The sequence below is a fragment of the Vibrio sonorensis genome (assembly GCF_001854765.1).
Classification (GTDB): Bacteria; Pseudomonadota; Gammaproteobacteria; order Enterobacterales; family Vibrionaceae; genus Vibrio; species Vibrio sonorensis.
Genome location: NZ_LJJE01000002.1, coordinates 386,217 through 408,671 on the forward strand (window position 1 = coordinate 386,217; position 22,455 = coordinate 408,671).

The 22,455-nt window shown below is 45.3% G+C and carries 16 protein-coding genes, 1 tRNA gene and 2 pseudogenes; 5 read left to right on the top strand and 14 right to left on the bottom strand.

Annotation, left to right across the window (positions count from 1 at the left end):
* The first annotated feature begins 87 nt into the window (after positions 1–87).
* Positions 88–3,981 (top strand): phosphoribosylformylglycinamidine synthase, encoded by a 3,894-nt coding sequence (gene purL / locus BLO31_RS01765; protein WP_070962600.1) that lies wholly within the window; start codon positions 88–90, stop codon positions 3,979–3,981.
* Positions 3,982–4,053: 72 nt separating this feature from the next.
* Here purL and BLO31_RS01770 read toward each other — a convergent pair whose 3' ends face one another.
* From BLO31_RS01770 to purM, 5 genes are all read right to left on the bottom strand, one after another.
* A complete protein-coding gene (locus BLO31_RS01770; protein WP_070962601.1) occupies positions 4,054–4,245 on the bottom strand; it encodes a DUF4250 domain-containing protein in 192 nt (63 codons plus the stop codon).
* Entirely contained in the window at positions 4,245–4,451 is a 207-nt protein-coding gene (locus tag BLO31_RS01775) for a YaeP family protein (RefSeq protein WP_070962602.1), read from the bottom strand. Before BLO31_RS01775 ends, BLO31_RS01770 begins: the two co-directional genes overlap by 1 nt.
* Positions 4,452–4,564: 113 nt before the next feature.
* Complete coding sequence (locus BLO31_RS01780; protein WP_070962603.1) at positions 4,565–5,224, bottom strand: tellurite resistance TerB family protein; 660 nt, start codon at positions 5,222–5,224, stop codon at positions 4,565–4,567.
* 115 nt (positions 5,225–5,339) lie between these two features.
* Complete coding sequence (purN, locus tag BLO31_RS01785; protein WP_070962604.1) at positions 5,340–5,978, bottom strand: phosphoribosylglycinamide formyltransferase; 639 nt, start codon at positions 5,976–5,978, stop codon at positions 5,340–5,342.
* A 2-nt stretch (positions 5,979–5,980) separates the two neighbouring features.
* On the bottom strand, positions 5,981–7,021 hold the full coding sequence (gene purM / locus BLO31_RS01790) for a phosphoribosylformylglycinamidine cyclo-ligase (protein WP_070962605.1): 1,041 nt from the start codon (positions 7,019–7,021) through the stop codon (positions 5,981–5,983).
* 175 nt (positions 7,022–7,196) lie between these two features.
* Here purM and upp point away from each other — a divergent pair.
* A pseudogene (gene upp, locus BLO31_RS01795) lies at positions 7,197–7,822 on the top strand (uracil phosphoribosyltransferase).
* Between the two features lie 40 nt (positions 7,823–7,862).
* Here the strand turns inward: upp and rluF are convergent.
* The 3 genes from rluF to BLO31_RS01810 form a co-directional block, all read right to left on the bottom strand.
* The gene (gene rluF / locus BLO31_RS01800; RefSeq protein ID WP_070962606.1) at positions 7,863–8,864 is read right to left on the bottom strand and encodes a 23S rRNA pseudouridine(2604) synthase RluF; all 1,002 of its coding nucleotides are present in this window, start codon (positions 8,862–8,864) and stop codon (positions 7,863–7,865) included.
* Positions 8,865–8,968: 104 nt separating this feature from the next.
* Positions 8,969–9,550, bottom strand: a complete 582-nt coding sequence (gene smrA, locus BLO31_RS01805; RefSeq protein WP_070962607.1) for a DNA endonuclease SmrA — start codon at positions 9,548–9,550, stop codon at positions 8,969–8,971.
* 194 nt (positions 9,551–9,744) lie between these two features.
* Positions 9,745–9,885: a DUF3149 domain-containing protein gene (locus tag BLO31_RS01810; protein WP_039424584.1), complete on the bottom strand. Its 141-nt coding sequence runs from the start codon at positions 9,883–9,885 to the stop codon at positions 9,745–9,747.
* Between the two features lie 363 nt (positions 9,886–10,248).
* Between BLO31_RS01810 and BLO31_RS01815 the strand changes: the two genes are divergently transcribed.
* Positions 10,249–10,325, top strand: a tRNA-Pro gene (locus tag BLO31_RS01815).
* A gap of 270 nt (positions 10,326–10,595) precedes the next feature.
* Here the strand turns inward: BLO31_RS01815 and BLO31_RS01820 are convergent.
* The 6 genes and pseudogenes from BLO31_RS01820 to nagA all read right to left on the bottom strand — a co-directional run bounded on the left by BLO31_RS01820 (position 10,596) and on the right by nagA (position 18,493).
* Positions 10,596–11,234, bottom strand: coding sequence for a LysE family translocator (locus tag BLO31_RS01820; RefSeq protein ID WP_070962608.1), 639 nt, complete (start codon positions 11,232–11,234; stop codon positions 10,596–10,598).
* 91 nt (positions 11,235–11,325) lie between these two features.
* A complete protein-coding gene (locus tag BLO31_RS01825; protein ID WP_070962609.1) occupies positions 11,326–12,195 on the bottom strand; it encodes a TraB/GumN family protein in 870 nt (289 codons plus the stop codon).
* 399 nt (positions 12,196–12,594) lie between these two features.
* A pseudogene (gene asnB, locus BLO31_RS01830) lies at positions 12,595–14,257 on the bottom strand (asparagine synthase B).
* Positions 14,258–14,463: 206 nt separating this feature from the next.
* Positions 14,464–16,059, bottom strand: coding sequence for a cation:proton antiporter family protein (locus tag BLO31_RS01835; protein WP_070962610.1), 1,596 nt, complete (start codon positions 16,057–16,059; stop codon positions 14,464–14,466).
* 80 nt (positions 16,060–16,139) lie between these two features.
* The gene (nagC, locus tag BLO31_RS01840) at positions 16,140–17,354 is read right to left on the bottom strand and encodes a DNA-binding transcriptional regulator NagC (protein WP_070962611.1); all 1,215 of its coding nucleotides are present in this window, start codon (positions 17,352–17,354) and stop codon (positions 16,140–16,142) included.
* A 2-nt stretch (positions 17,355–17,356) separates the two neighbouring features.
* Positions 17,357–18,493, bottom strand: a complete 1,137-nt coding sequence (gene nagA / locus BLO31_RS01845) for an N-acetylglucosamine-6-phosphate deacetylase (RefSeq protein WP_070962612.1) — start codon at positions 18,491–18,493, stop codon at positions 17,357–17,359.
* Between the two features lie 519 nt (positions 18,494–19,012).
* Between nagA and nagE the strand changes: the two genes are divergently transcribed.
* Both nagE and glnS read left to right on the top strand, forming a co-directional pair.
* Positions 19,013–20,515 carry an N-acetylglucosamine-specific PTS transporter subunit IIBC gene (nagE, locus tag BLO31_RS01850; RefSeq protein WP_245688345.1) on the top strand — a complete coding sequence of 501 codons (1,503 nt, stop codon included), beginning with the start codon at positions 19,013–19,015 and terminating at the stop codon, positions 20,513–20,515.
* A 257-nt stretch (positions 20,516–20,772) separates the two neighbouring features.
* The gene (gene glnS / locus BLO31_RS01855) at positions 20,773–22,443 is read left to right on the top strand and encodes a glutamine--tRNA ligase (RefSeq protein ID WP_070962614.1); all 1,671 of its coding nucleotides are present in this window, start codon (positions 20,773–20,775) and stop codon (positions 22,441–22,443) included.
* Positions 22,444–22,455: the final 12 nt, after the last annotated feature.

Below are 22,455 nucleotides of genomic sequence, written 5' to 3' on the forward strand. Positions count from 1 at the left end.
AATTGGTGTGAATTTAAAGCGTATTGCTTTAACTGATTGAATTTATTCCAATATCATCTTAATCAATAGCCTATGAGACCTAAGCACATGAGAATTTTGCGTGGCTCCCCAGCTCTTTCTGAGTTTCGTGTTAACAAACTACTGGAACTTTGTCGTGAACAAAACCTACCTGTAACAGGTATTTACGCCGAGTTTATGCATTTTGCCGATCTGACTTCAGATCTCGATGCGTCTGAGACAGTCAAGCTTGAAAAGCTACTGACTTACGGTCCGACTATCGAAGAGCATGAACCTCAAGGTCTTTTGCTTCTAGTTACTCCTCGCCCAGGAACTATCTCTCCTTGGTCTTCTAAATCAACAGATATTGCTAATAACTGTGGTTTGGAAAAGGTTAAGCGTCTAGAACGTGGTACGGCATACTACGTGGAAAGCTCAAGCGAGCTAAGCGAAGAGCAAGTCTCTGCGGTAAAAGCGGTTATTCACGACCGTATGATGGAATCTGTCTTTACCGAGCTAGAAGCCGCTCAGGCTCTATTTGCTGTTGCTGAACCAGCGCCGTACTCGCAAGTGGATATCCTTGCTGGCGGTCGAGCTGCGCTTGAAGAGGCAAACGTTTCACTGGGCTTAGCTCTTGCTGAAGATGAAATTGATTACTTAGTGGAAAACTTCACTAAGCTGGGTCGTAACCCAAATGACATCGAGCTAATGATGTTTGCTCAAGCAAACTCAGAGCACTGTCGTCATAAAATCTTTAACGCAGACTGGACTATCGACGGTGTCGATCAGGAAAAATCTCTGTTTAAGATGATCAAAAACACATTTGAAACGACACCTGACCACGTCCTGTCTGCGTACAAAGATAATGCAGCGGTAATGGTTGGCTCTAAAGTTGGTCGTTTCTTCCCAGATCCTGCAAGTCGTCAATACGGTTACAACCACGAAGATGCACATATCTTGATGAAGGTTGAAACCCATAACCACCCAACGGCGATTTCTCCTTGGCCGGGGGCTTCTACAGGTTCTGGTGGTGAAATCCGTGACGAAGGCGCAACAGGTATTGGTGGTAAGCCAAAAGCGGGTTTGGTTGGCTTTACGGTTTCTAACCTGCGCATTCCAGATTTTGAACAGCCTTGGGAAACGGATTTTGGTAAGCCGGGTCGTATTGTTAACGCACTAGACATCATGCTAGAAGGCCCTCTGGGTGGCGCAGCGTTCAACAACGAATTTGGTCGTCCAAACCTACTAGGTTACTTCCGTACTTACGAAGAAAAAGTGACTTCTCATGCTGGTGAAGAAGTTCGCGGTTACCACAAACCGATTATGATTGCCGGTGGTATGGGTAACATCCGCGCTGAACACGTTCAGAAGAAAGAGATCCCTGTAGGCGCTAGCCTAATCGTTCTTGGCGGTCCAGCAATGAACATAGGTTTAGGTGGTGGTGCTGCGTCTTCTATGGCTTCAGGCCAATCGGCAGAAGATCTAGACTTTGCGTCTGTACAGCGTGAAAACCCAGAAATGGAGCGTCGTTGTCAGGAAGTTATCGACCGTTGTTGGCAGCTTGGCGATGAGAACCCAATTGCCTTCATCCACGATGTAGGTGCTGGTGGTATCTCTAACGCACTTCCTGAGTTGGTCGATGATGGCGAGCGCGGTGGTAAGTTCCAGCTTCGCGATGTACCAAATGACGAACCGGGTATGAGCCCACTTGAAATCTGGTGTAACGAATCTCAAGAGCGTTATGTATTGGCTGTAGCGCCAGAAAATATGGAAGCATTTGACGCCATCTGTAAGCGTGAGCGCGCTCCATATGCTGTAGTGGGTGTTGCTACTGAAGAACGTCATCTAACACTGGAAGATAGTCATTTCGACAATACGCCGATCGATATGCCGATGGACATCTTATTGGGCAAGCCGCCTAAGATGCATCGCGATGCGAAGACGCTAAAAGTTGATAGCCCTGCGATTTCTCGTGAAGGTATTGAAATCAATGATGCCGTTGATCGCGTTCTTCGTCTTCCAGCTGTTGCTGAGAAAACCTTCTTGATCACCATTGGTGACCGCACCGTGACGGGCTTGGTTGCTCGTGACCAGATGGTTGGTCCTTGGCAGATCCCAGTGGCGAACTGCGCAGTAACCGCCGCAAGTTACGATACTTACCACGGCGAAGCTATGTCTATGGGTGAGCGTACGCCAGTTGCACTACTAGACTTTGGAGCTTCTGCTCGCCTTGCTGTAGCTGAGTCGTTGACCAACATTGCCGCGACAGAAATCGGCGATATTAAACACATTAAATTGTCTGCAAACTGGATGTCTCCAGCGGGCCACCCTGGTGAAGATGCAGGTCTTTACGAAGCGGTTAAAGCCGTGGGTGAAGAGCTATGTCCGGCACTTGGTCTGACTATCCCAGTGGGCAAAGACTCAATGTCGATGAAGACGAAATGGGAAGAGAACGGCGAGAGCAAAGAAGTCACATCTCCTCTATCACTGGTTATCACTGCGTTTGCACGAGTGGAAGACGTTCGCAAGACGGTTACTCCACTGCTTCGTACTGACCAAGGTGATACTTCACTGGTGTTGATTGACTTGGGTAACGGTCAAAACCGCCTTGGTGCTACGGCGCTGGCGCAAGTTTACAAGCAACTTGGTGACAAGCCTGCTGATGTTGATAACGCAGCAGAGCTAAAAGCCTTCTTCGAAGCAATTCAGACGCTGGTTAAGAGTGACCAACTTGTCGCTTACCACGACAAAGGCGATGGTGGTCTGTTTGTTACTCTAGCCGAAATGGCGTTTGCAGGTCATTGTGGTGTGAAAGCGAATATCGCGGCACTAGGTGAAGATACACTGGCGGCTCTGTTTAACGAAGAACTTGGCGCGGTTATCCAAGTGAAAGATGAAGAGCTAGACGTAGTACTGTCTACACTTGCATCGTTTGGTTTAGAAGCGTGTTCTCACGTTATCGGTAGCGTGAACGAGTCTGACGAGTTTGTTGTTCTATCTGGTGATAAGCAAGTAATCAACCGCTCTCGCACTGAGCTACGTACTATCTGGGCTGAAACGACTTACCAGATGCAATCTCTGCGCGACAACCCTGTTTGTGCTCAGCAAGAGTTTGAAGCGAAGAAAGATAACTCAGACCCAGGTCTAAACGTTAGCCTGAGCTTCGATGTAAACGAAGATATTGCAGCGCCGTTTATCGGTACTGGTGCTAAGCCTAAGATGGCGATTCTTCGTGAACAAGGTGTTAACTCACACGTTGAAATGGCTGCGGCGTTCGACCGAGCAGGCTTTGAATCGGTAGATGTGCACATGAGCGACATCCTAACTGGTCAGGCGGTATTGGATGAATACAACGGTTTAGTTGCTTGTGGCGGTTTCTCTTACGGTGACGTACTTGGCGCTGGTGAAGGCTGGGCTAAATCAATCCTGTTTAATGCGCAAGCGCGTGAGCAGTTCCAGCAGTTCTTCAATCGTCAAGACACCTTCTCCCTAGGTGTATGTAACGGTTGTCAGATGCTTTCTAACCTGAAAGAACTGATCCCAGGTGCTGACTTGTGGCCGCGTTTCGTTCGTAACGAATCAGAGCGTTTTGAAGCGCGCTTTAGCTTAGTTGAGGTTCAAAAGTCCGACTCAGTATTCTTTAACGAAATGGCAGGCTCTCGTATGCCAATCGCTGTCTCTCACGGTGAAGGTCGAGTAGAAGTACGCGATGGTGAACATCTTGCTGCTATCGAAAACTCGGGCACCGTTGCGCTGCGTTATGTAGACAACCAAGGCAATGCGACTCAGCAGTATCCGAATAACCCGAATGGCTCTCCAAACGCGATTACGGGTCTAACTACGGCTGATGGTCGAGTGACAATTATGATGCCTCACCCAGAGCGTGTGTTCCGCACTGTTGCTAACTCTTGGCACCCAGATAGCTGGGGTGAGAACGGTGCTTGGATGCGCATGTTCCAAAACGCGCGTAAGAATCTAGGCTAAGCCAGTTCTAAAAGTAAAAAACCGTGGTTTCACTAACCACGGTTTTTTTCGTTTGATAATCAGTGAAGATTATTATCGGAACTGACCGGCGTCGACAAGAAACTCAAAGCCAGCTTCCGCTAGTTTTGATTCAAGCACTTTTCGGTCGATCTCAAAGAAGTTTACTAACTTATCGAGATCACCACCAAAATCGTCGCGCAGCTTCATATTAACTATGCTCATTAACATAATGCTGTCCATAGACTCAAAGTTGGCTAGGTTCATTACTTGTCCTCAAAATCTGAGATAAGTAAGTTAGCCGCGGCAAAGGCCGCTTTTTGACGAACTTCTAATGGTAAAGACTCATCGCTTGCGATGTCGTTGAGCGCTCGTAATGTACAGTTGATGGCCTGAGGAATGTAACCCTGATCTCCGCTGCCAATTTGAGCGTAAAGCTCTTTTATCAAGGCGCAACAATCAAATACTTTCATAGTTTTCCCTTCAAATTTTTTCTATATGAGAACTTGACTCAATATACACAGTGTTTTTGGGAAAAACAAAGCAGAGACTTGCGCTGGCGCAAGCTCAGGCCAGTGGTGGTGAATTAATCATCACTCACTTGGAGCTCTAGTTGATGAACAACCTCTGGAGCGAGTCTGAGTTGTTCCGCCAACGCTTTTAGGTAAAGGGTTTCCATACTGTTTTTTTGATCGATAACTAACAGAGAGGCGAGGTATATTTCGCTGCCTTCTTGAAGGGTGCTCGCAAGGCGCGCGATCTCCTCTGGATTGAGTGGTTTGTTTAACTCTGAGTGAACAAGCTGCTGCAAACTGAGCTCGGCTCCCGCCTGTTCAATAGCGGATTCGATATGTATCATTTCCGCTTCGTCTACATGCCCATCGGCTTTTGCTGCGGCGATCATGGCTCTTAGAATTTTTTCTTCGTGTGAGGACGAAGGGATGTAGTTTTGGTTCGATTCAGTGTTGCCCTGAGCTGATTGCCAATCGTTATATACTTTATAAGCTAAAGCGCCAAGTGCAGCAGCACCGCCGATTTTAAGTGCGTTTTTACCGACCTTTTTCCCTATCTTCCTACTCTTTTTAGAGCCCATTAATAAACCTACTAGACCACCACCTAAAGCGCCTGCGCCTAGAGAAGGAAGGTGAGTTTTCGAAGTTGTGGTCGACGAGTTTTGCAGTTGCTCTTTCCCTTTCTTTACAAGGTCTGAATTTAGGGCTTGGTTGAGTAGGCTGTTGAGATTCATGTTGGACTCCAAAGCGTTTTCGACTTAAGAAAAGTAGCATATGGAAAGTAATATGAACCCACAATTAATAAAAAAGCAGGCAAAATGCCTGCTTCTTGATCTGCTGTTAGAAAAACTAATCCTCAGCGTGACCGTGAATGCCGAGCTGTTTGCCATCTAGGAAGGCTTTACCCGCTTTCATCTCTAATCGATCTTCAACAAACCATTTCGCGACTAACGGATAGATGCGGTGTTCTTGAGCTTGAACTCGCTCGGTGAGCGTGTCTACCGTATCTTCTTCAAAGATAGGTACTTTTGCTTGCAATATTACCGGGCCGCCGTCTAACTGCTCAGTCACAAAGTGTACGCTAGTTCCATGCTCTTCGTCTCCGGCATGAATGGCTCTTTGATAGGTATTGAGCCCCGGATACTTTGGTAGCAGAGAAGGGTGTATATTGATCATTCGGCCAAGATAGTGGCGAACGAATTCACCACTTAGGATGCGCATATAGCCCGCTAGGATAACGAGGTGAGGTTGATACTCATCCATCTGTTTCATTAGCTCGTGATCAAAGGCGTCACGGGTGTCGAAGTCTTTAGGATCAAGAGAGATTGCAGCCGCACCAGCTTTCGATGCTCTTTCTAAAGCGTAGGCTGTTGCTTTGTTTGAAAAAACAGCCACTACTTTGCCTTTATCAATGCTGGTTTCACAAGCATCGATAATCGCTTGTAGGTTGGAACCATTTCCTGAAACTAAAACAACAATGTTCTTCATGCTTATTTGATCTCTACCTGCTCTTCGCCTTCTTGAGCTGAAGCAATCTCACCGATAACCCAAGCATTTTCGCCTTCTGCTTTTAATAGCTCAACAGCGGCATCTGCTTGATCTTTAGGTAGGGCGACAATAAGACCAACACCACAGTTAAATGTGCGGTACATTTCGTGAGTGGTAACATTGCCTTTCTCTTGAAGCCACTTAAAGATTACTGGCCAGTCCCAGCTGTTTCCATCAACAACGGCTTTAGTGCCTTCTGGCAATACGCGAGGAATATTTTCCCAGAAACCGCCACCAGTAATGTGAGAAATGGCATGGATATCGTGCTCGGCGATCATTTTAAGTGCCGACTTGATGTAAATCTTCGTTGGTTCTAGTAGGTGCTCACCGATAGTGCGACCTTCTAGTACTTCTGACTTATCTGCACCAGAAACTTCTAGGATTTTGCGAATTAAAGAATAACCGTTAGAGTGTGGGCCGCTAGAGCCAACTGCGATAAGAGCGTCACCAGCAGAAACCTTAGTTCCGTCGATCACTTCTTCTTTCTCTACAACACCTACACAGAAACCTGCAACGTCGTAGTCGTCACCTTCATACATACCTGGCATTTCAGCAGTTTCACCACCGATTAGAGAACAACCAGCTTGAATACAGCCGTCTGCAATACCTGTTACTACGTCTGCAGCTGTATCTACGTCTAGTTTTCCTGTTGCATAGTAGTCAAGGAAAAATAGTGGCTCGGCACCTTGAACAATAAGGTCGTTCACACACATTGCAACCAAGTCGATACCAATGGTGTCGTGCTTGTTCAAGTCGAGGGCCAAACGAAGCTTAGTACCAACACCGTCAGTACCTGAAACTAGTACAGGCTGTTTGTAGTTGGTTGGCAGCTCACATAGCGCACCAAAACCACCAATGCCGCCCATTACTTCTGGACGACGTGTGCGTTTTACCGCACCTTTAATTCTGTCTACCAATGCATTACCTGCATCGATGTCTACACCTGCGTCTTTATAGCTTAGAGAAGAGTTGTTACCGCTCACGGGGAAGTCCTCGGTTTAAAGTGGATTCGAAAACGGCGCTATTCTACCAGCGGATAAAGTAATATAGCAAACGTTTGCGCGAGTTTTTTATCATGGTTAGGATCAAGATATTGATAGCAAAATCGTTTATAATTTGGAGGTTTGATAATATTTTACCTATTACCCGGAGATGAAAATGAAAGTTGTTGAAGTTAAACACCCTCTAGTAAAGCACAAACTAGGCTGATGAGAGAAGGTGATATCAGCACAAAACGTTTTCGCGAGTTAGCAACAGAAGTTGGTAGTCTACTGACTTACGAAGCAACAGCAGACTTTGAAACAGAGAAAGTAACCATTGAAGGTTGGAACGGTCCAGTTGAAGTAGACCAAATCAAGGGTAAAAAGGTTACTGTAGTGCCAATTCTTCGCGCCGGTTTGGGTATGATGGATGGTGTTCTAGAGCACGTACCTAGCGCCCGTATTAGTGTAGTAGGTATTTACCGCGACGAAGAAACCCTTGAACCAGTGCCTTACTTCAACAAGTTGGCTTCTAACCTAGATGAGCGTATTGCACTTGTGGTTGACCCTATGCTTGCCACGGGTGGTTCTATGATTGCGACTATCGACCTTCTTAAAGAGAAAGGCTGTAAACAGATTAAAGTGCTGGTTCTTGTTGCCGCACCAGAAGGTATCGAAGCATTAGAAAAAGCACACCCAGACGTTGAGTTGTTCACGGCAGCGGTTGACGAGAAGCTCAATGATAAAGGCTACATCGTTCCGGGCTTAGGTGACGCAGGTGATAAAATCTTCGGTACGCTATAAGCAAACAGAAAAGGAGCCAACGGCTCCTTTTTTAATATCTCTATTTTTTCAGACTTAACGTTCCGCCTTTACGAGGTCCTTTGGGTTTGTTGTCATGCGTTCTCGCTTTTTGCCCACTTTTTCCTCGATTCCCTTCATTGTAGCGACCTTTTTTAGAGTTAGGTGCATGACGGAACTCATCCGCGTTGTGCCCTTTGTAAGTGCGAGGTTTTTGGTTTCGTCGCGCTTTAGAGGTTTGGTTTTCTTCTCTGCTATCAAAGAGTTTGGCGTCGGTGGCTCTGCGAATTCTGCGCCCTTGGTTGTCGACCTTTGATGCTTCCTCAGTGCCGCTAGAACCTTCACACATTGCAAGAATGTCTTGTACTTCTTGTTCGGTCATATAGCGCCACTGTCCATTTGGGATACCATCTAGGGAGATGTTCATGATACGAACGCGGCGCAGTTTAAATACTTCGTAACCTAAGGCTTCACACATGCGGCGAATTTGACGGTTTAATCCTTGGGTTAACACGATGCGAAATGAGTATTTAGTCTCTTTAGTTACTTTACAAGGCAAGGTGACGGTGTCGAGAATATTCACCCCTGAAGCCATTTTCTTTAGGAAAGCATCAGTGAGCGGTTTGTCTACGCGGACAACATACTCTTTTTCGTGATGGTTTCCAGCTCTGAGGATCTTGTTTACGATATCACCATCATTGGTTAAGAAGATAAGACCGTCAGAAGGTTTATCCAAACGACCAATTGGGAAAATACGTTGCTTTAAGCCTACAAAGTCAACGATGTTCCCCGGTACGTCTCTTTCCGTGGTACAAGTGATGCCTGTGGGTTTGTTAAGCGCGATGTAAACTGGTTTTTCTTTTGCACTGACTGGGTTGCCATCTATGCAAACATCATCTCCGGGTAGAACTTTTGTACCCATCTCTGGGACATCACCATTAATAGTGACTCGCCCTTGCTCAATAAGTCTGTCTGCTTCTCTGCGAGAGCAGAAGCCAGTTTCACTAATATACTTGTTTAGACGCTTGGCGTTATCGTTTGACATAGTTTCCTCTTTACGTTTCCCAACGGCAGTGATTTATCTAAGATTAGGCCGCGCAGTCTATCACTCTTGCTTTCAATATCCAAAGTGCATTTGAAATAGTCATTTTAACTTCTGCGTTTCTGGTGGCGCTCTCTGTTTTCCGTTCTTTTATCACTGCTTTTGCGCAGTAGAACGTATACAGCGCCACTTCCTCCGTGGAACTGCTGTGCGCTGTGAGCACATTGCACATCGCGGATTTGGCTCAACCAGTGGGCTACAAAGCTTTTCATTAACGCTGGTGGGTTAGACCTTTCGCCTTTGCCGTGAACAATAACCAAGGTGCGAATGTCCATGCGAAGGCATTGCTCAAGAAATGAAATCACTTCATCGCGCGCTTGTTTGAGAGTCTTGCGATGCAAGTCTAGCCGTGCTTGCACCGGATATTTACCTAAGCGAAGTTTTCTGTATACACCTTCCTGAACGCCATCTCGTTTAAATTCGATGATATCTGCTGGTTTTAGCATTGGGGCGTGATCGATAGAGAGGTAGTCAGGATCTTGCTCGTTTAACCAAAGTGCCGCTTGTCGTTTGGCGAGGTGAGCTTCGGTGACAGTGTGTTGCTTTTGATGTTCTGCCGTATCATTTTGAATGGGCTTAACATCTCCCATCATTTGTTGGAAAAGTTCGAAATCGTCATCGTGAGACATAAGGAGAGATCTCAAATCAAGAATACGTAACAGGATTATACCTTTAAGTCGTGGTTTGTGATCACTGAATGTGTATCAAGTTTCGCTATCAGCAGAAAGGGGAGAAATGACGGATATTAAAAAACCGAAGCAGACAAGTAATCTACTTCGGTGCATAGCGACACACTAAATAAAATATTTAGGTGCTAAGCGATCTAGTGAGGAGATTTGTCGTTCATGACTTTGTAGATAAAGAAGCCGCCATAAAACAGCATCAGACCCAAAGCGCCAAATATAACTATCATTGAAGATAGCCCCACAGCATTACCAAATAGGAGATCTAGCCAAAAGTCCATAATTTACCCCAAAGTTACGAAGACAGGCTTTAAATTAATTCTTGTGTAACACGTCAGCACTGATCTGGATCAATTGTGTCTCATAGGTTGCGCGCTTGTTTCTATTGGTGTGTTTTTAATCACATTTTTCGTGCTAGTGGGCAGTATTTAATCATTTAAACTATGAATTGAATTATTTTATTTAAAGGGCTTGCGTTCAGCCGGATAATCCGTAATATACGCATCTCGTTAGCGATGCTGATATCAATAGCTCGCAACGCAAAGTCGGTGAATAGCGCAGCTTGGTAGCGCATCATTGATTTAGGAACAAAAGCGGGACCAGAGGGCGACCCTCGGTGAAGCAAGTTCCAAACAAAACATTGTCGGTGAATAGCGCAGCTTGGTAGCGCATCTGGTTTGGGACCAGAGGGTCGGGGGTTCGAATCCCTCTTCACCGACCATTCTTTAGAAGCCTCGTTGAAAACAACGGGGCTTTTTACCATCTGTATGTTGTACATTCGTATCGGGTCGGGGGCTGGGAGCCCAGCCGCGTCGTTCCCTCTTCACCGACCACTATTTTGAGCCCTAGTCTTCGGACTGGGGCTTTTTCGTTTGAAGGTAAGTGTGCATCGGGTCGGGGGCTGGAAGCCCAGCCGCGTCTCACACACCACTCTTGGGAACTTGGCTTTGTGGTTAACAAGTTTTGATTTGAGCAATGGGGTTTTCGTCTATTAAGCATTTTGGCTAGCGGTAAGCAGACGGATACCAAAGAGTGCAAATACACTGGCTGTTGTTCTCGAAAGCCATTGTTTTACTCGGTTGCTAACCACTAACTTTCGACTCAAAGAGGAAGAAGCCCAAGCAATGATGTGACACCAAATCATACCGTTAAAGTTGAAAACTAATCCTAAGATGAGAAAAGCAAAGGGCTTGCTTTCACTTGAAGCAGAAATAAACTGAGGGACAAATGCTAGAAAAAACACGGCTACTTTTGGATTAAAAAGGTTGGTGATCAGGCCTTGGCTATATATTTTTCGCAGAGGTGTTGGAGTTGGTGATTTTAGGGAGGCCGGTTGGTCGGTAATGCCGTCTTTAAACATACAGTAGGCCATATACAAAAGGTACGCGCCACCAATGTATTTAACAATGGTAAAAGCGGTGGCCGAGGTGGCGAGTATAGCGGAAAGCCCTAGCGCGGCGGCGAAGACATGGATTAGGGTGCCTGTTCCAATTCCAAGTGCAGCCGCAGAGCCAGCCTTGAAGCCTTGTGTTGCTGCGCGACCTGCAATCAATAGTGAATCTGGACCTGGTATCAGGTTTAACAAAATGCCAGATACGACGAATAGCCAAAAATTTTCTATTCCAAACATGTTTGTTCCTTTCTTATAGACTTGGACAGGGAGGTGCCGTCGGTTTCAATAAGGCTCGTATGATACTGGAGAGCCCTTGTCATTCGAAAGATCAATATTCAAACTGGCATTCTGATTTTTGGCTTGATGAAATTTGCTCAACGGCAAATCCACTTTTTTCCAACAAGATTGGCAAGTTATTTTTACCGACTAAATGCAGAGTGCCAACGGCAATGAGATATCGTCCTTGGCCTTGTGGTAAGAATGAGGCTTCATTGAGCTTTTGCACCCAATCGAGGTTGCGATTAGTGATAAAAGTGGCCTCGAACTCGGGGGAAAGAGCGGTTAACTCCCCGAACTGCTCAAGCTTGTCTTTGTCTCCTTTTTTCCAACTATCAACAAGACAATGCGTAAGAGGTTCGGCTTTATCAAAATCATCGACCACGCTGACTAGTAGTTCTTTTCCTTCCTGTTCAAGAGAGGCAAGTAGGTTAATTTGGAACTGCATAGTCTCTAGTGTAAACAAAGGGATGTGATTCTTTGCTGCAGTGGCGAGTAAATGAATATCGATACCTTGTTCCGCTGTATAACCTAAGTAAGAAAACTGAGATAGTTGAACGGTTAATGCTGTCGCCCAAGGGGGGGCTTGCAATAGGGTATTTACATCCATTTTTAACAGCTCACTAATACCTTTTAGCTCCTCGCGCTGCTCTCTATTCAACACCGAGTAGCTCGATATATTGGATTGAGGGTATCGCAATTGCTTGGCTTCATTGATATCTACTTCCACAATCAATCCATCTGATGAGTCTAAGTAATCGAGGACCGTCTTAGGGAGTGGAAACATAGTATCGTCACCAACGTGCACCGTACCAAAGATTAAATACTCTAGATCTCCTTTTTTCGCTTTCCAGTATAGGGGGGAAGCCGAAACAGAGATTGAGATCAAAACTCCAAATATAACAACAAGCGCCTTTGGCATATTCATTCCTTGAGTAATACGACGGCACACCGCTAGGTGATACTTCGCGTGAGAGCTGAGAAAGTGTGTTGACTATCACGTTATGTTAGAGAGTATTCGCTACGTTTATCAGTGACCTAAACTAAAAATGTGAATTGGATCGTCTGTTTTTGTCTGTTTCGATTTTGTCACTTTTGTATAAGTTAGGACGGTGCTGATGTGAGTAGGGCTTTGACACTGAACACTATTAAGTTTTTGTTTTTCATGGCTTTCGAAATAAGAAGGTTTGCGAGCTACTGATCTATCGGGAGGGTTAATGCTACTTCGCTTTGGATTTCATCGGTTGAAAATAGAAAGTGCTTGAATAAAAAAGAGGCGCTTTGCGCCTCTTGTTAAATCGTGCCCACTGGTAATGGGAACTTAGTATGAATCGTTGTGAACCGATTGTACTGCTCGGCCTGAAGGGTCAGCCATGTTTTTAAACGACTCATCCCATTCAATTGCTTTCGCAGAAGAACAAGCCACTGAAGGACCACCAGGTACACACTCGGCCGCTGACGGCAGTGGGAACAACTCTTCAAAGATTTCGCGGTATACGTAACCTTCTTTAGTCGTTGGTGTGTTGTAAGGGAAACGGTAAGCCGCTGTTTCCATTTGCTGATCGGTGACTTTCGCTTCTGCAACTTCTTTAAGTGTATCAATCCAACTGTAACCAACACCGTCAGAGAACTGCTCTTTCTGACGCCAAGCGATTGAGTCTGGTAGGTAGTGTTCAAAACACTCACGCAGAATGTGTTTCTCCATCTTACCGTTGCCACACATTTTATCTTCAGGGTTTAGACGCATTGCGACATCGATAAATTCTTTATCTAGGAATGGCACGCGACCTTCTACACCCCACGCGGCAAGAGACTTGTTTGCGCGAGCACAATCGAACATGTTAAGTGCCAAAAGCTTGCGAACGGTTTCTTCGTGGAACTCTTTCGCGTTCGGTGCTTTGTGGAAGTACAAGTAACCACCAAAGATTTCATCCGCACCTTCACCAGAAAGTACCATTTTGATACCCATGGCTTTGATCTTACGACCCATTAGGAACATTGGCGTTGAAGCGCGAATCGTGGTCACGTCATACGTTTCGATGTGGTAAATAACATCGCGGATCGCATCTAGACCTTCTTGGATGGTGTAGGTCATCTCGTGGTGAACAGTACCGATCTTGTCTGCCACTTCACGAGCGGCTTTAAGATCTGGCGCACCTTCTAAGCCGACAGCAAAAGAGTGAAGTTGAGGCCACCACGCTTCTGATTTTTCATCATCTTCAATACGCATTGCAGCAAAGCGTTTGGCAACTGCTGATGTAATCGATGAGTCAAGACCACCGGAAAGAAGCACACCGTAGGGTACATCCGTCATAAGCTGACGTTTAACCGCGGCTTCTAGCGCTTCTGTTAGTTCTTCTTTACTCGTCGTGTTGCCTTGGACTGCTGCATATTCGTTCCAATCGCGAACGTAGTAACGTACAGGCTCACTGTCTGCGCTACCGTAGTAACAACCCGGAGAACTCGCTTACCGTTTTACACACTGGCACGAGAGCTTTCATTTCTGATGCTACATAGTAGTTACCGTGTTCGTCATAACCTTGGTATAGAGGGATGATACCGATATGGTCACGACCAATGAGGTAAAGGTCCTTTTCTTCGTCGTATAGAACAAATGCGAAGATGCCGTTTAGTTCTTCAAGTAAGTCTGCGCCTAGCTCTTGGTATAGAGCCAAAATAACTTCACAGTCAGAATCTGTTTGGAAATCGTACTTGTCTTCGTAGCGAGCACGGATTTCTTTGTGGTTGTAGATTTCACCGTTTACGGCAAGGATGACTTTTTTATCAGGGCTGTAAAGAGGCTGTGCACCGCTATTTAGGCCGACGATCGCTAGGCGCTCGTGAGCTAAAATTGCTTTGTCAGACGCATAGATACCAGACCAGTCTGGACCACGGTGACGAAGTTTTTTAGACATTTCCAACGCAACTGGGCGAAGCGCCGCTGCATCACTTTTTATGTCCAGAATACCAAAAACAGAACACATACCACTTCCCTTTAAAAATAATTAACTTGTTGGCATTCAATTTGCCATTCTGATTAAAAAAAGCAACCCATTTTAATAAAAAAAATATCATTAAAGACCTATGGATAGAAATTTTTTAATTTAATCCCGTTTAGATGAATGAGATTTAAAATGTGTTACTTTTTGAGCGTTTTTGATAAAAAAGCGACCCGAAGGTCGCTTTGTGTTTAAGGTTTTGGTGGGGGCGTGAAATCGAGTTGCAGTTGATCACATACGTGTCGTGCAAAGCCACTACCTGCCTCACTGTAGATGTTGAAGGCTGCATTCACCCCTTGATCTACTAGTGTTTCTAGTTGGTCGGGATATTCTGCAATGGCCGCAATTTGACCTTTAAAGTTACGGCTCTTTAGCTGTTCTAACGCGGTTTGATTACCTTGGTGGTGTGGCATGGCAAGCAGAACGAGTTTTACATTGGCGGTGTCGAGGATCCTCTCCCAGAAGTCCGGGTCGGTTGCGTCGCCAGAAATAACATTGCGTCCGTGATTTTTGTGTTCTCGTGCCGCTTCTTCGCGAACTTCGATGCCTAAGCTGATTTTCCCGTAGCGATTGCGAAGCTCGTCATAGGCACCAGTGCCAATTCGGCCCATACCCAATATTAGGATTTGCGCACTACCGGGATTGATCAACTGGTCTCGAACGTTGAGTTTTTCTGCGGCGTGTTCTTTGAGCCAACGCGAGCTGCGTTGATAAAGTTCGTGACCTTTGCGATTGATCGGTGCTGAAAGAACAAAAGAAATAGATACGGCAAGGGCAAGGGCAACAAGAATATCACCACTCATCCACCCCATTTTAAATGCTAGGCCGCCAACGATTAGACCAAATTCACTAAAGTTAAAAAGGCTTAATGACGCAAGTAACGAGGTTCGCACACGGAATTTAAAGGTGTTCAGCACTACAAAGTAAAGAATGCCTTTTAGAGGAAGCATCAGTAAGAAAAGTAGAGCAAGAGCAAAACCACTGAGAGTGGGTTGTTCAGAGAGCCCTATATTCAGGAAGAAACAAACCAAAAACAGTTCTTTGAGGTTGAAAAGCGATTTAGAAAGCTCCGAAGCTTTTTTGTGACCAGCTAAAAGCATACCCAATATGAGCGCGCCAAGATCTGGCTTCATTCCAACGAGCTCAAATAGGCCAGCCCCAACTACAAGCGCAAAGAAGATGCCGAATAGCACCAGCATTTCACCGTGTCCCACTTTATCGAGCAGTTTGTAAAAAATCGGACGCATAAACGGTAGGACAAACAGTGCAATGGCATACCACTCCGGTAACTTACCGGTTGATGCGGTTAAGAAGACCACGGCAAAGATGTCTTGCATAACGAGGATGCCAATCGCCAGTGTGCCGTAAGTGGCGTTCATTTCCCCCTTCTCTTGCAGGGATTTTACTGCAAATACGGTACTTGAGAAGGATAGGGCAAAGGCGAGTAGAACAACCTGTTCCATTGACATTGCTGCTAGTGAAGAGACACCAATAAACTTAAAGAACAGAATGAAAACAGCAAAAATGGCTGTCGTCAAAAGGTTGTGGATGGTGGCTCCAGCCCAAATTTCCTTCGATAAAAGCGTTTTGATGTCGAGTTTTAGACCGATCGTGAACAGCAGTAGGGTGACACCCAAGTCCGCTAATGTGACGATTGTATCGTTGGACGTATAGCCCATAGCATGCAGACCAAAGCCTGCCAATAGAAATCCAACCAAGGGAGGGAGGTTACATTTTAAGGCAACAAACCCCGCAATGAAGGCTGTTGTAATTAGAATCAGTTCCATCGTTTTAAATTACTCAAAATAAAAGGGCTACGTGATGAACATAGCCCAGTATCATATATTAAAAATGAGTTAAATTGCGCTTAGTCTTCGAGTAATTTTTGTAACAATACGCCATTTAGCATAGCGCGTTTAATCATTGCGAAGGCTCCCATAGTTGGCAGTTTATCTAACTGCGATGGGACAATAGGAAGCGAGTGGTGGAATGTTGGTAACGATTGGGTTTCTACGTTGCGCTGAATCGCAGGGAAAATAATATCTCTACTCTGAGTAATATCCCCGGCAATGACAATTTTTTGTGGGTTAAACAAGTTGATAGTAATTGCGATCGCTTTACCAAGTTGGTTACCTACGCGAACTAAGCTCTGCTTTGATAGTTCATCACCGCGATTGGCGTGCTCACATACGTCGTCAATCGTAATACTTTCCTGGTCTGCTAGGCTTGATTCGTAACCCTGCGCAATAAGCTTTTTAACGCGATCTACAATTGCTGGGTTAGCTGCGACGGTTTCCAAACAACCAAAGTTTCCACATTGGCATTGTTCACCTAACGGGTCGATTTGAATGTGGCCGATTTCACCAACATTGCGGTTAAAACCAAGAAAAACCTGGCCATTGACTATAATACCAGCCCCAGTTCCTCGGTGTACGCTGACCAAAATAGAGTCTTGGCAATCTTGGCTTGCACCAAAATAGTGTTCCGCCAATGCCATGCCGCGAACGTCGTTACCGACAAAACATTCAACGTGAAATGTGTCTTTGATTAAGTCTGCCAACGCCAAGTTGTTGATAGTGATATTTGGCATGTATTCCACAACTCCGGACTCTGGATTAACGAGACCGGGTAGCGCAATACCAATTGCAATGAGGTTATTGGTCAGATTCTTCTGCTGTTCGATAAAGGCTTTTAGTGAGCCAAGCAGTCCATCCAACATCTCTTCTTGGGTAGTGTAGAAAAATTCAGTGTGACTTGAAGCTAGCTCTTTACCACCAAGGTTGTACAAGCTGAATTGAATGTAATCTCGTCCTAGCCGAACGGCGACTGAGTGGAAAGGTTCTACTTCGGTAGTCAGAGAGATGGCTCGTCGGCCACCTGTAGAGGCTTGTTGAGCGACCTCTTTGATAAGGCCGCGTTCTAAGAGTTGTCGAGTGATTTTGGTTACACTTGCGGGTGCCAGCTGGCTGACATCCGCAACTTGTATTCGGGAGATAGGTCCCTGTTGATCTATCAGTCTATAGACTGCTGCACTATTTAGCTGCTTGACTAAATCTACGTTTCCTATCTGTCCGCCATTCATTCTCAACTTTTCTCATATTGTCCATTAACAACAGTCGCTTGGACGTTGAAGTCACGGTCAAAAACAGTCAGGTTAGCAACGTAGCCTTTTTTGACTCGGCCTAGTTTATCTTCAACACCGATTGCTTTTGCAGCGTAAAGCGTAGCCATACGCAGTGTTTCATCCAATGCGATTCCGACGTGCTCAACTGTATTTTGTACTGCTTCAATCATTGTTAGTGCTGAGCCGCCCAGTGTGCCGTTTTCATCAACACACTTGCCATCACGGTAATATACTTTCTTACCAACAAAAATAAAGTAATCCATGTCAGTGCCTGCTGGAGCTGCGGCATCGGTCACTAATACTAGTTTTTCACCCTTGATTTTGTGAGCGATTCTGATGTTTGCGTAATCAACGTGGAAACCATCTGCGATGATACCAGCGTATACGTCTTGAGTATCGTAGATCGCACCTACTGCACCCGGTTCGCGGCCGGTAATTGGCGTCATCGCGTTAAACAGGTGAGTGGCAAAAGTAATACCGTCTTCAAAGCCTTTGCGAGCTTCTGCATAAGTACAGTTCGTGTGGCCAATCGCAACAACGATACCCGCGTTTTTAAGGCGTGCGATATGCTCTGGGTTGTTGTGCTCAGGCGCTAGCGTTACTTTGGTTACTACGTCAGCGTTTTCACAGATAAAGTCAATCATACTGTCGTCAGATGGACGAATGTAATCAACGCTGTGAATACCCTTTTTCATCACGTTTAGGTATGGGCCTTCTAGGTGCAAACCTAGAGATTGGTTTTTGTATTTGGCGTGGTATTCACGACCAGCTTTGATTGCGTCGCGCATATTTTCATCGGAAGACGTGATCAGCGTAGGCAAGAAGCTAGTACAGCCAGACTTAAGGTTTGTTTCGTGCATGATCTGGATGGTTTCAGCAGTGATCTCGTCGTTGAACATCACACCACCACAACCGTTAAGTTGTAGATCGATAAAGCCTGGGCTCACGTTCGCGCCGTCTAGGTCGCGAGTTTCAATGCCTTCTGGCAGTTCACTTACCGGACAAACCGCTTCAATCAGGTCGTTGTTGATAAGAACGGCGTGATCAACGAGGACATCGTTACCGGTATAGATTTTACAGTTTGTTAGCGCGTACATTTTAGCTAATCCTTCTGGTTTAAGTCTTGTAAATCTGGCTGCGAAATGGAAGCAATTTCACGTCTGTTCTAGACTTCTTTTGTGAGCTTCAATTAGGTCGCAAAATATGTTTGGTGAGCAAAGCTTTTGGGTCGATTTAGTAAAGCATAACACCGACCGAAGTATTTGCTGTTCTAAGGGGTATTTGTGATTTAAATATCTCCCCATCCTTATTGTAACGGGCTTTATACCGTATTCTTGTTCTTGGGGTGAGTGGAGATTTTATCGCCAAATAACCATTTTTTTGAATTGTAAAATAAGTTTTATGATCTAGCTAGCAAAAACCTCTGCTTTTGCCTGTTTCTGGTGATTATGATCACAAATGATAAGGTTTTAATTTGCGGAGCAAAATTAATGTCATAAACTGACCGTGACTAAATTGAACAGCCAAAAAAAGTTGTTCAACCAAATACAAAAATCCTATAGGGGGAACTTAAGGTGAATATTCTTGGATATGCGCAGAAGTTAGGTAAAGCTCTTATGCTTCCTATCGCAACGCTACCTGTAGCGGCGCTTTTATTACGTTTGGGTCAAGGAGACCTTCTTGGTATTCCATTCATGGCAGAAGCTGGTGGAGCTATTTTTGGCAACCTACCTCTTCTATTCGGTTTGGGTATCGCAATCGGTCTTTCTAAAGACGGTCAAGGCGCAGCAGGCCTTGCCGGTGCAGTAGCGTACTTCGTACTTACTGCAACAGCTACAACAATCAATGCTGACATCAACATGTCGTTCTTCGGCGGTATCATTGCTGGTATCATCGCAGGTCACTCTTACAACGCTTTCCACCAAACTCGTCTTCCAGAGTGGCTAGCATTCTTTGCTGGTAAACGTCTTGTTCCTATTATGGCAGGTCTGTTCTCTCTAGTCGCTGGTGCAGTAGCTGGTGTTGTTTGGCCAAGCATCCAGGGTGCTCTAGACTCTCTAGCACACGCTATCTCTACTTCAGGCGCTGTTGGTCAGTTCGTATACGGTACTCTTAACCGTGCTCTGATCCCTGTTGGTCTTCACCACGTTGTTAACTCTTACTTCTGGTTCGGTATGGGTACGTGTCAAGAGATCATCGTAGCTGCTGAAGGCTTCTCTAAACTATGTGTAGACCCAGCTCTAGCGAAAACTCTAGTTGCAGGTCAAGAGTACACATTCCAGTTTGCTAACTCTGTTAACCCAGAAATCGTAGCAACTGTTAAAGAAGTAACTGAAACAGTGAAAACTGGTGACCTACACCGCTTCTTCGGTGGCGACAAAGGCGCTGGCGTATTTATGACTGGTTTCTTCCCTGTAATGATGTTCGGTCTTCCAGGTGCAGCACTTGCTATGTACCTAGCAGCTCCTGCTGAGAAGCGTAGCCAAATTGGTGGTGCACTATTCTCTGTAGCATTCTGTTCATTCCTGACAGGTATCACTGAGCCGCTAGAATTCATGTTCGTATTCCTAGCTCCAGCACTATACGGCCTACACGCAGTATTCACTGGTCTAGCTCACGTAGTTGTTAACATGTTCGGCGCTCTGCACGGCTTCGGCTTCTCTGCAGGTCTAATCGACTACCTACTAAACTGGGGTCTATCAACTAAGCCATTGACGCTACTAGTAATCGGTCTAGCGTTCGGTGCTCTATACTTCTTCACTTTCAGCTTCGCAATCCGCGTTTTCAACCTGAAGTCGCCTGGTCGTGAAGACGATGACGAAGAAGTAGCTGTAGCTGGTGATGCAAACAACGGTGAACTAGCTCGTCAATACCTAAAAGCTCTAGGTGGTCACGAGAACCTAACTTCAATCGATGCATGTATCACTCGTCTACGTCTTACTCTAAAAGACCGCTCAGTTGCGAACGAAGACGTTCTTAAGAAACTAGGCGCGAAAGGTGTAGTTAAACTAGGTGAAAACAACCTACAGGTTATCCTTGGCCCACTAGCTGAAATCGTTGCAGGCGAAATGAAAGCTATCGGTGCTAACGAAGACCTAACTGATGTAAAACTTCCTTAATCTACTCTGATTAAGTAATACATCTTAAAAAAGCCTCCTTCGGGAGGCTTTTTGTTTATCTGAGCAAAATGCGCGGATTCGGTGTAATAATTCGCCAGTGAGGAGAATATTTCGCAAGAAAAGACGAGTTATTGTTGTGCAACGACAAAGAATTGTGGATCATTACTGGTCATAGTCTTAACCGTAACAGAGTGAACAACTTGTTGCTGTTATACGTAAAGTTATCTGACAATACTAAAACAATTGAGGTGCTATAGATGAGTGAAGCTGAGGCTCGTCCATCGAATTTCATTCGCCAAATTATCGATAAAGATTTAGCGGATGGTAAACACAACAGCGTGCATACTCGTTTTCCGCCAGAGCCTAATGGTTATCTGCATATCGGTCACGCTAAGTCAATTTGCCTAAACTTTGGTATTGCTCAGGACTATCAAGGACAGTGTAATCTTCGTTTTGATGACACCAACCCTGAGAAAGAAGACGTAGAATACGTTGAGTCAATTAAGAATGATGTGAGCTGGTTAGGCTTCGAATGGGATGGAGAGATTTGCTACTCTTCAAACTACTTCGACAAGCTTTACGAGTACGCAGTGGAATTAATTAATAAAGGCTTAGCGTATGTCGAAGAGCTAAGTCCCGAGCAGATCCGTGAGTACCGTGGTACCTTGACTCAACCCGGTAAACCAAGCCCTTACCGCGACCGTTCTGCTGAAGAGAATTTAGCGCTATTCGAAAAGATGCGTGATGGTGGCTTTAAAGAAGGTGAAGCGTGTCTTCGAGCTAAGATTGACTTGGCGTCTTCTTTTATCGTATTGCGAGATCCAGTGATTTATCGCGTACGTTTTGCGGAACATCACCAAACGGGTGATAAATGGTGCATTTACCCAATGTACGATTTTACTCACTGTATCTCTGATGCTCTTGAAGGCATTACGCATTCTCTATGTACATTAGAGTTCCAAGATAACCGTCGTCTATACGATTGGGTTCTTGAAAACATTTCTATCGACTGCCAGCCACATCAGTATGAGTTTAGCCGCCTTAACTTAGAGTATACAGTGATGTCTAAGCGCAAGCTGAATCAGTTAGTGGTTGAGAATCTGGTTGATGGGTGGGACGACCCGCGTATGCCAACGATTTCTGGTTTACGTCGCCGCGGCTTTACGCCAGCGTCTATTCGCGAGTTTTGTAAGCGCATCGGTGTTACCAAACAAGACAACATGATCGAAATGGGGTCTTTGGAGTCTTGTATTCGTGATGATCTGAACGAAAATGCACCACGTGCAATGGCAGTGCTAGATCCAGTTAAAGTGGTAATAGAGAACTTCGATACCGATAGTGTAGAAAACCTAACGGTGGCGAACCATCCTAATAAACCAGAGATGGGCGAACGAGAGGTACCTTTTACTCGTGAGCTTTGGATTGAACGCGAAGATTTTCGCGAAGAAGCTAACAAGAAATACAAGCGTCTCGTTTTAGGTAAAGAGGTTCGTTTACGTGGCTCTTATGTCATTAAAGCGGAACGAGTAGAAAAAGATAGTCAAGGTAACATTACTACTATCTTCTGTACCTATGACTCAGAAACGTTAGGTAAGAACCCAGCTGACGGCCGAAAAGTGAAAGGGGTTATTCACTGGGTATCTGCTGATAAAGGTGTCCCAGCTGAGATCCGTCTCTACGATCGCTTGTTTACTGTTGCAAATCCAGCAGCGGCAGATAATTTTGCTGAAACCATTAATCCTGACTCTTTGGTTATCAAGCAAGGTTTCGTTGAGCCTAGCCTAGCTCATGCTGAAGCGGAAAAGGGTTTCCAGTTTGAGCGTATGGGTTACTTCTGCGCCGATGCTAAACTATCTAGCGCTAATGCGTTGGTGTTTAACCGTACTGTTGGTCTTAGAGATACATGGGCAAAGATAGAAGCGAAGTAAGCGTTTCTTTTT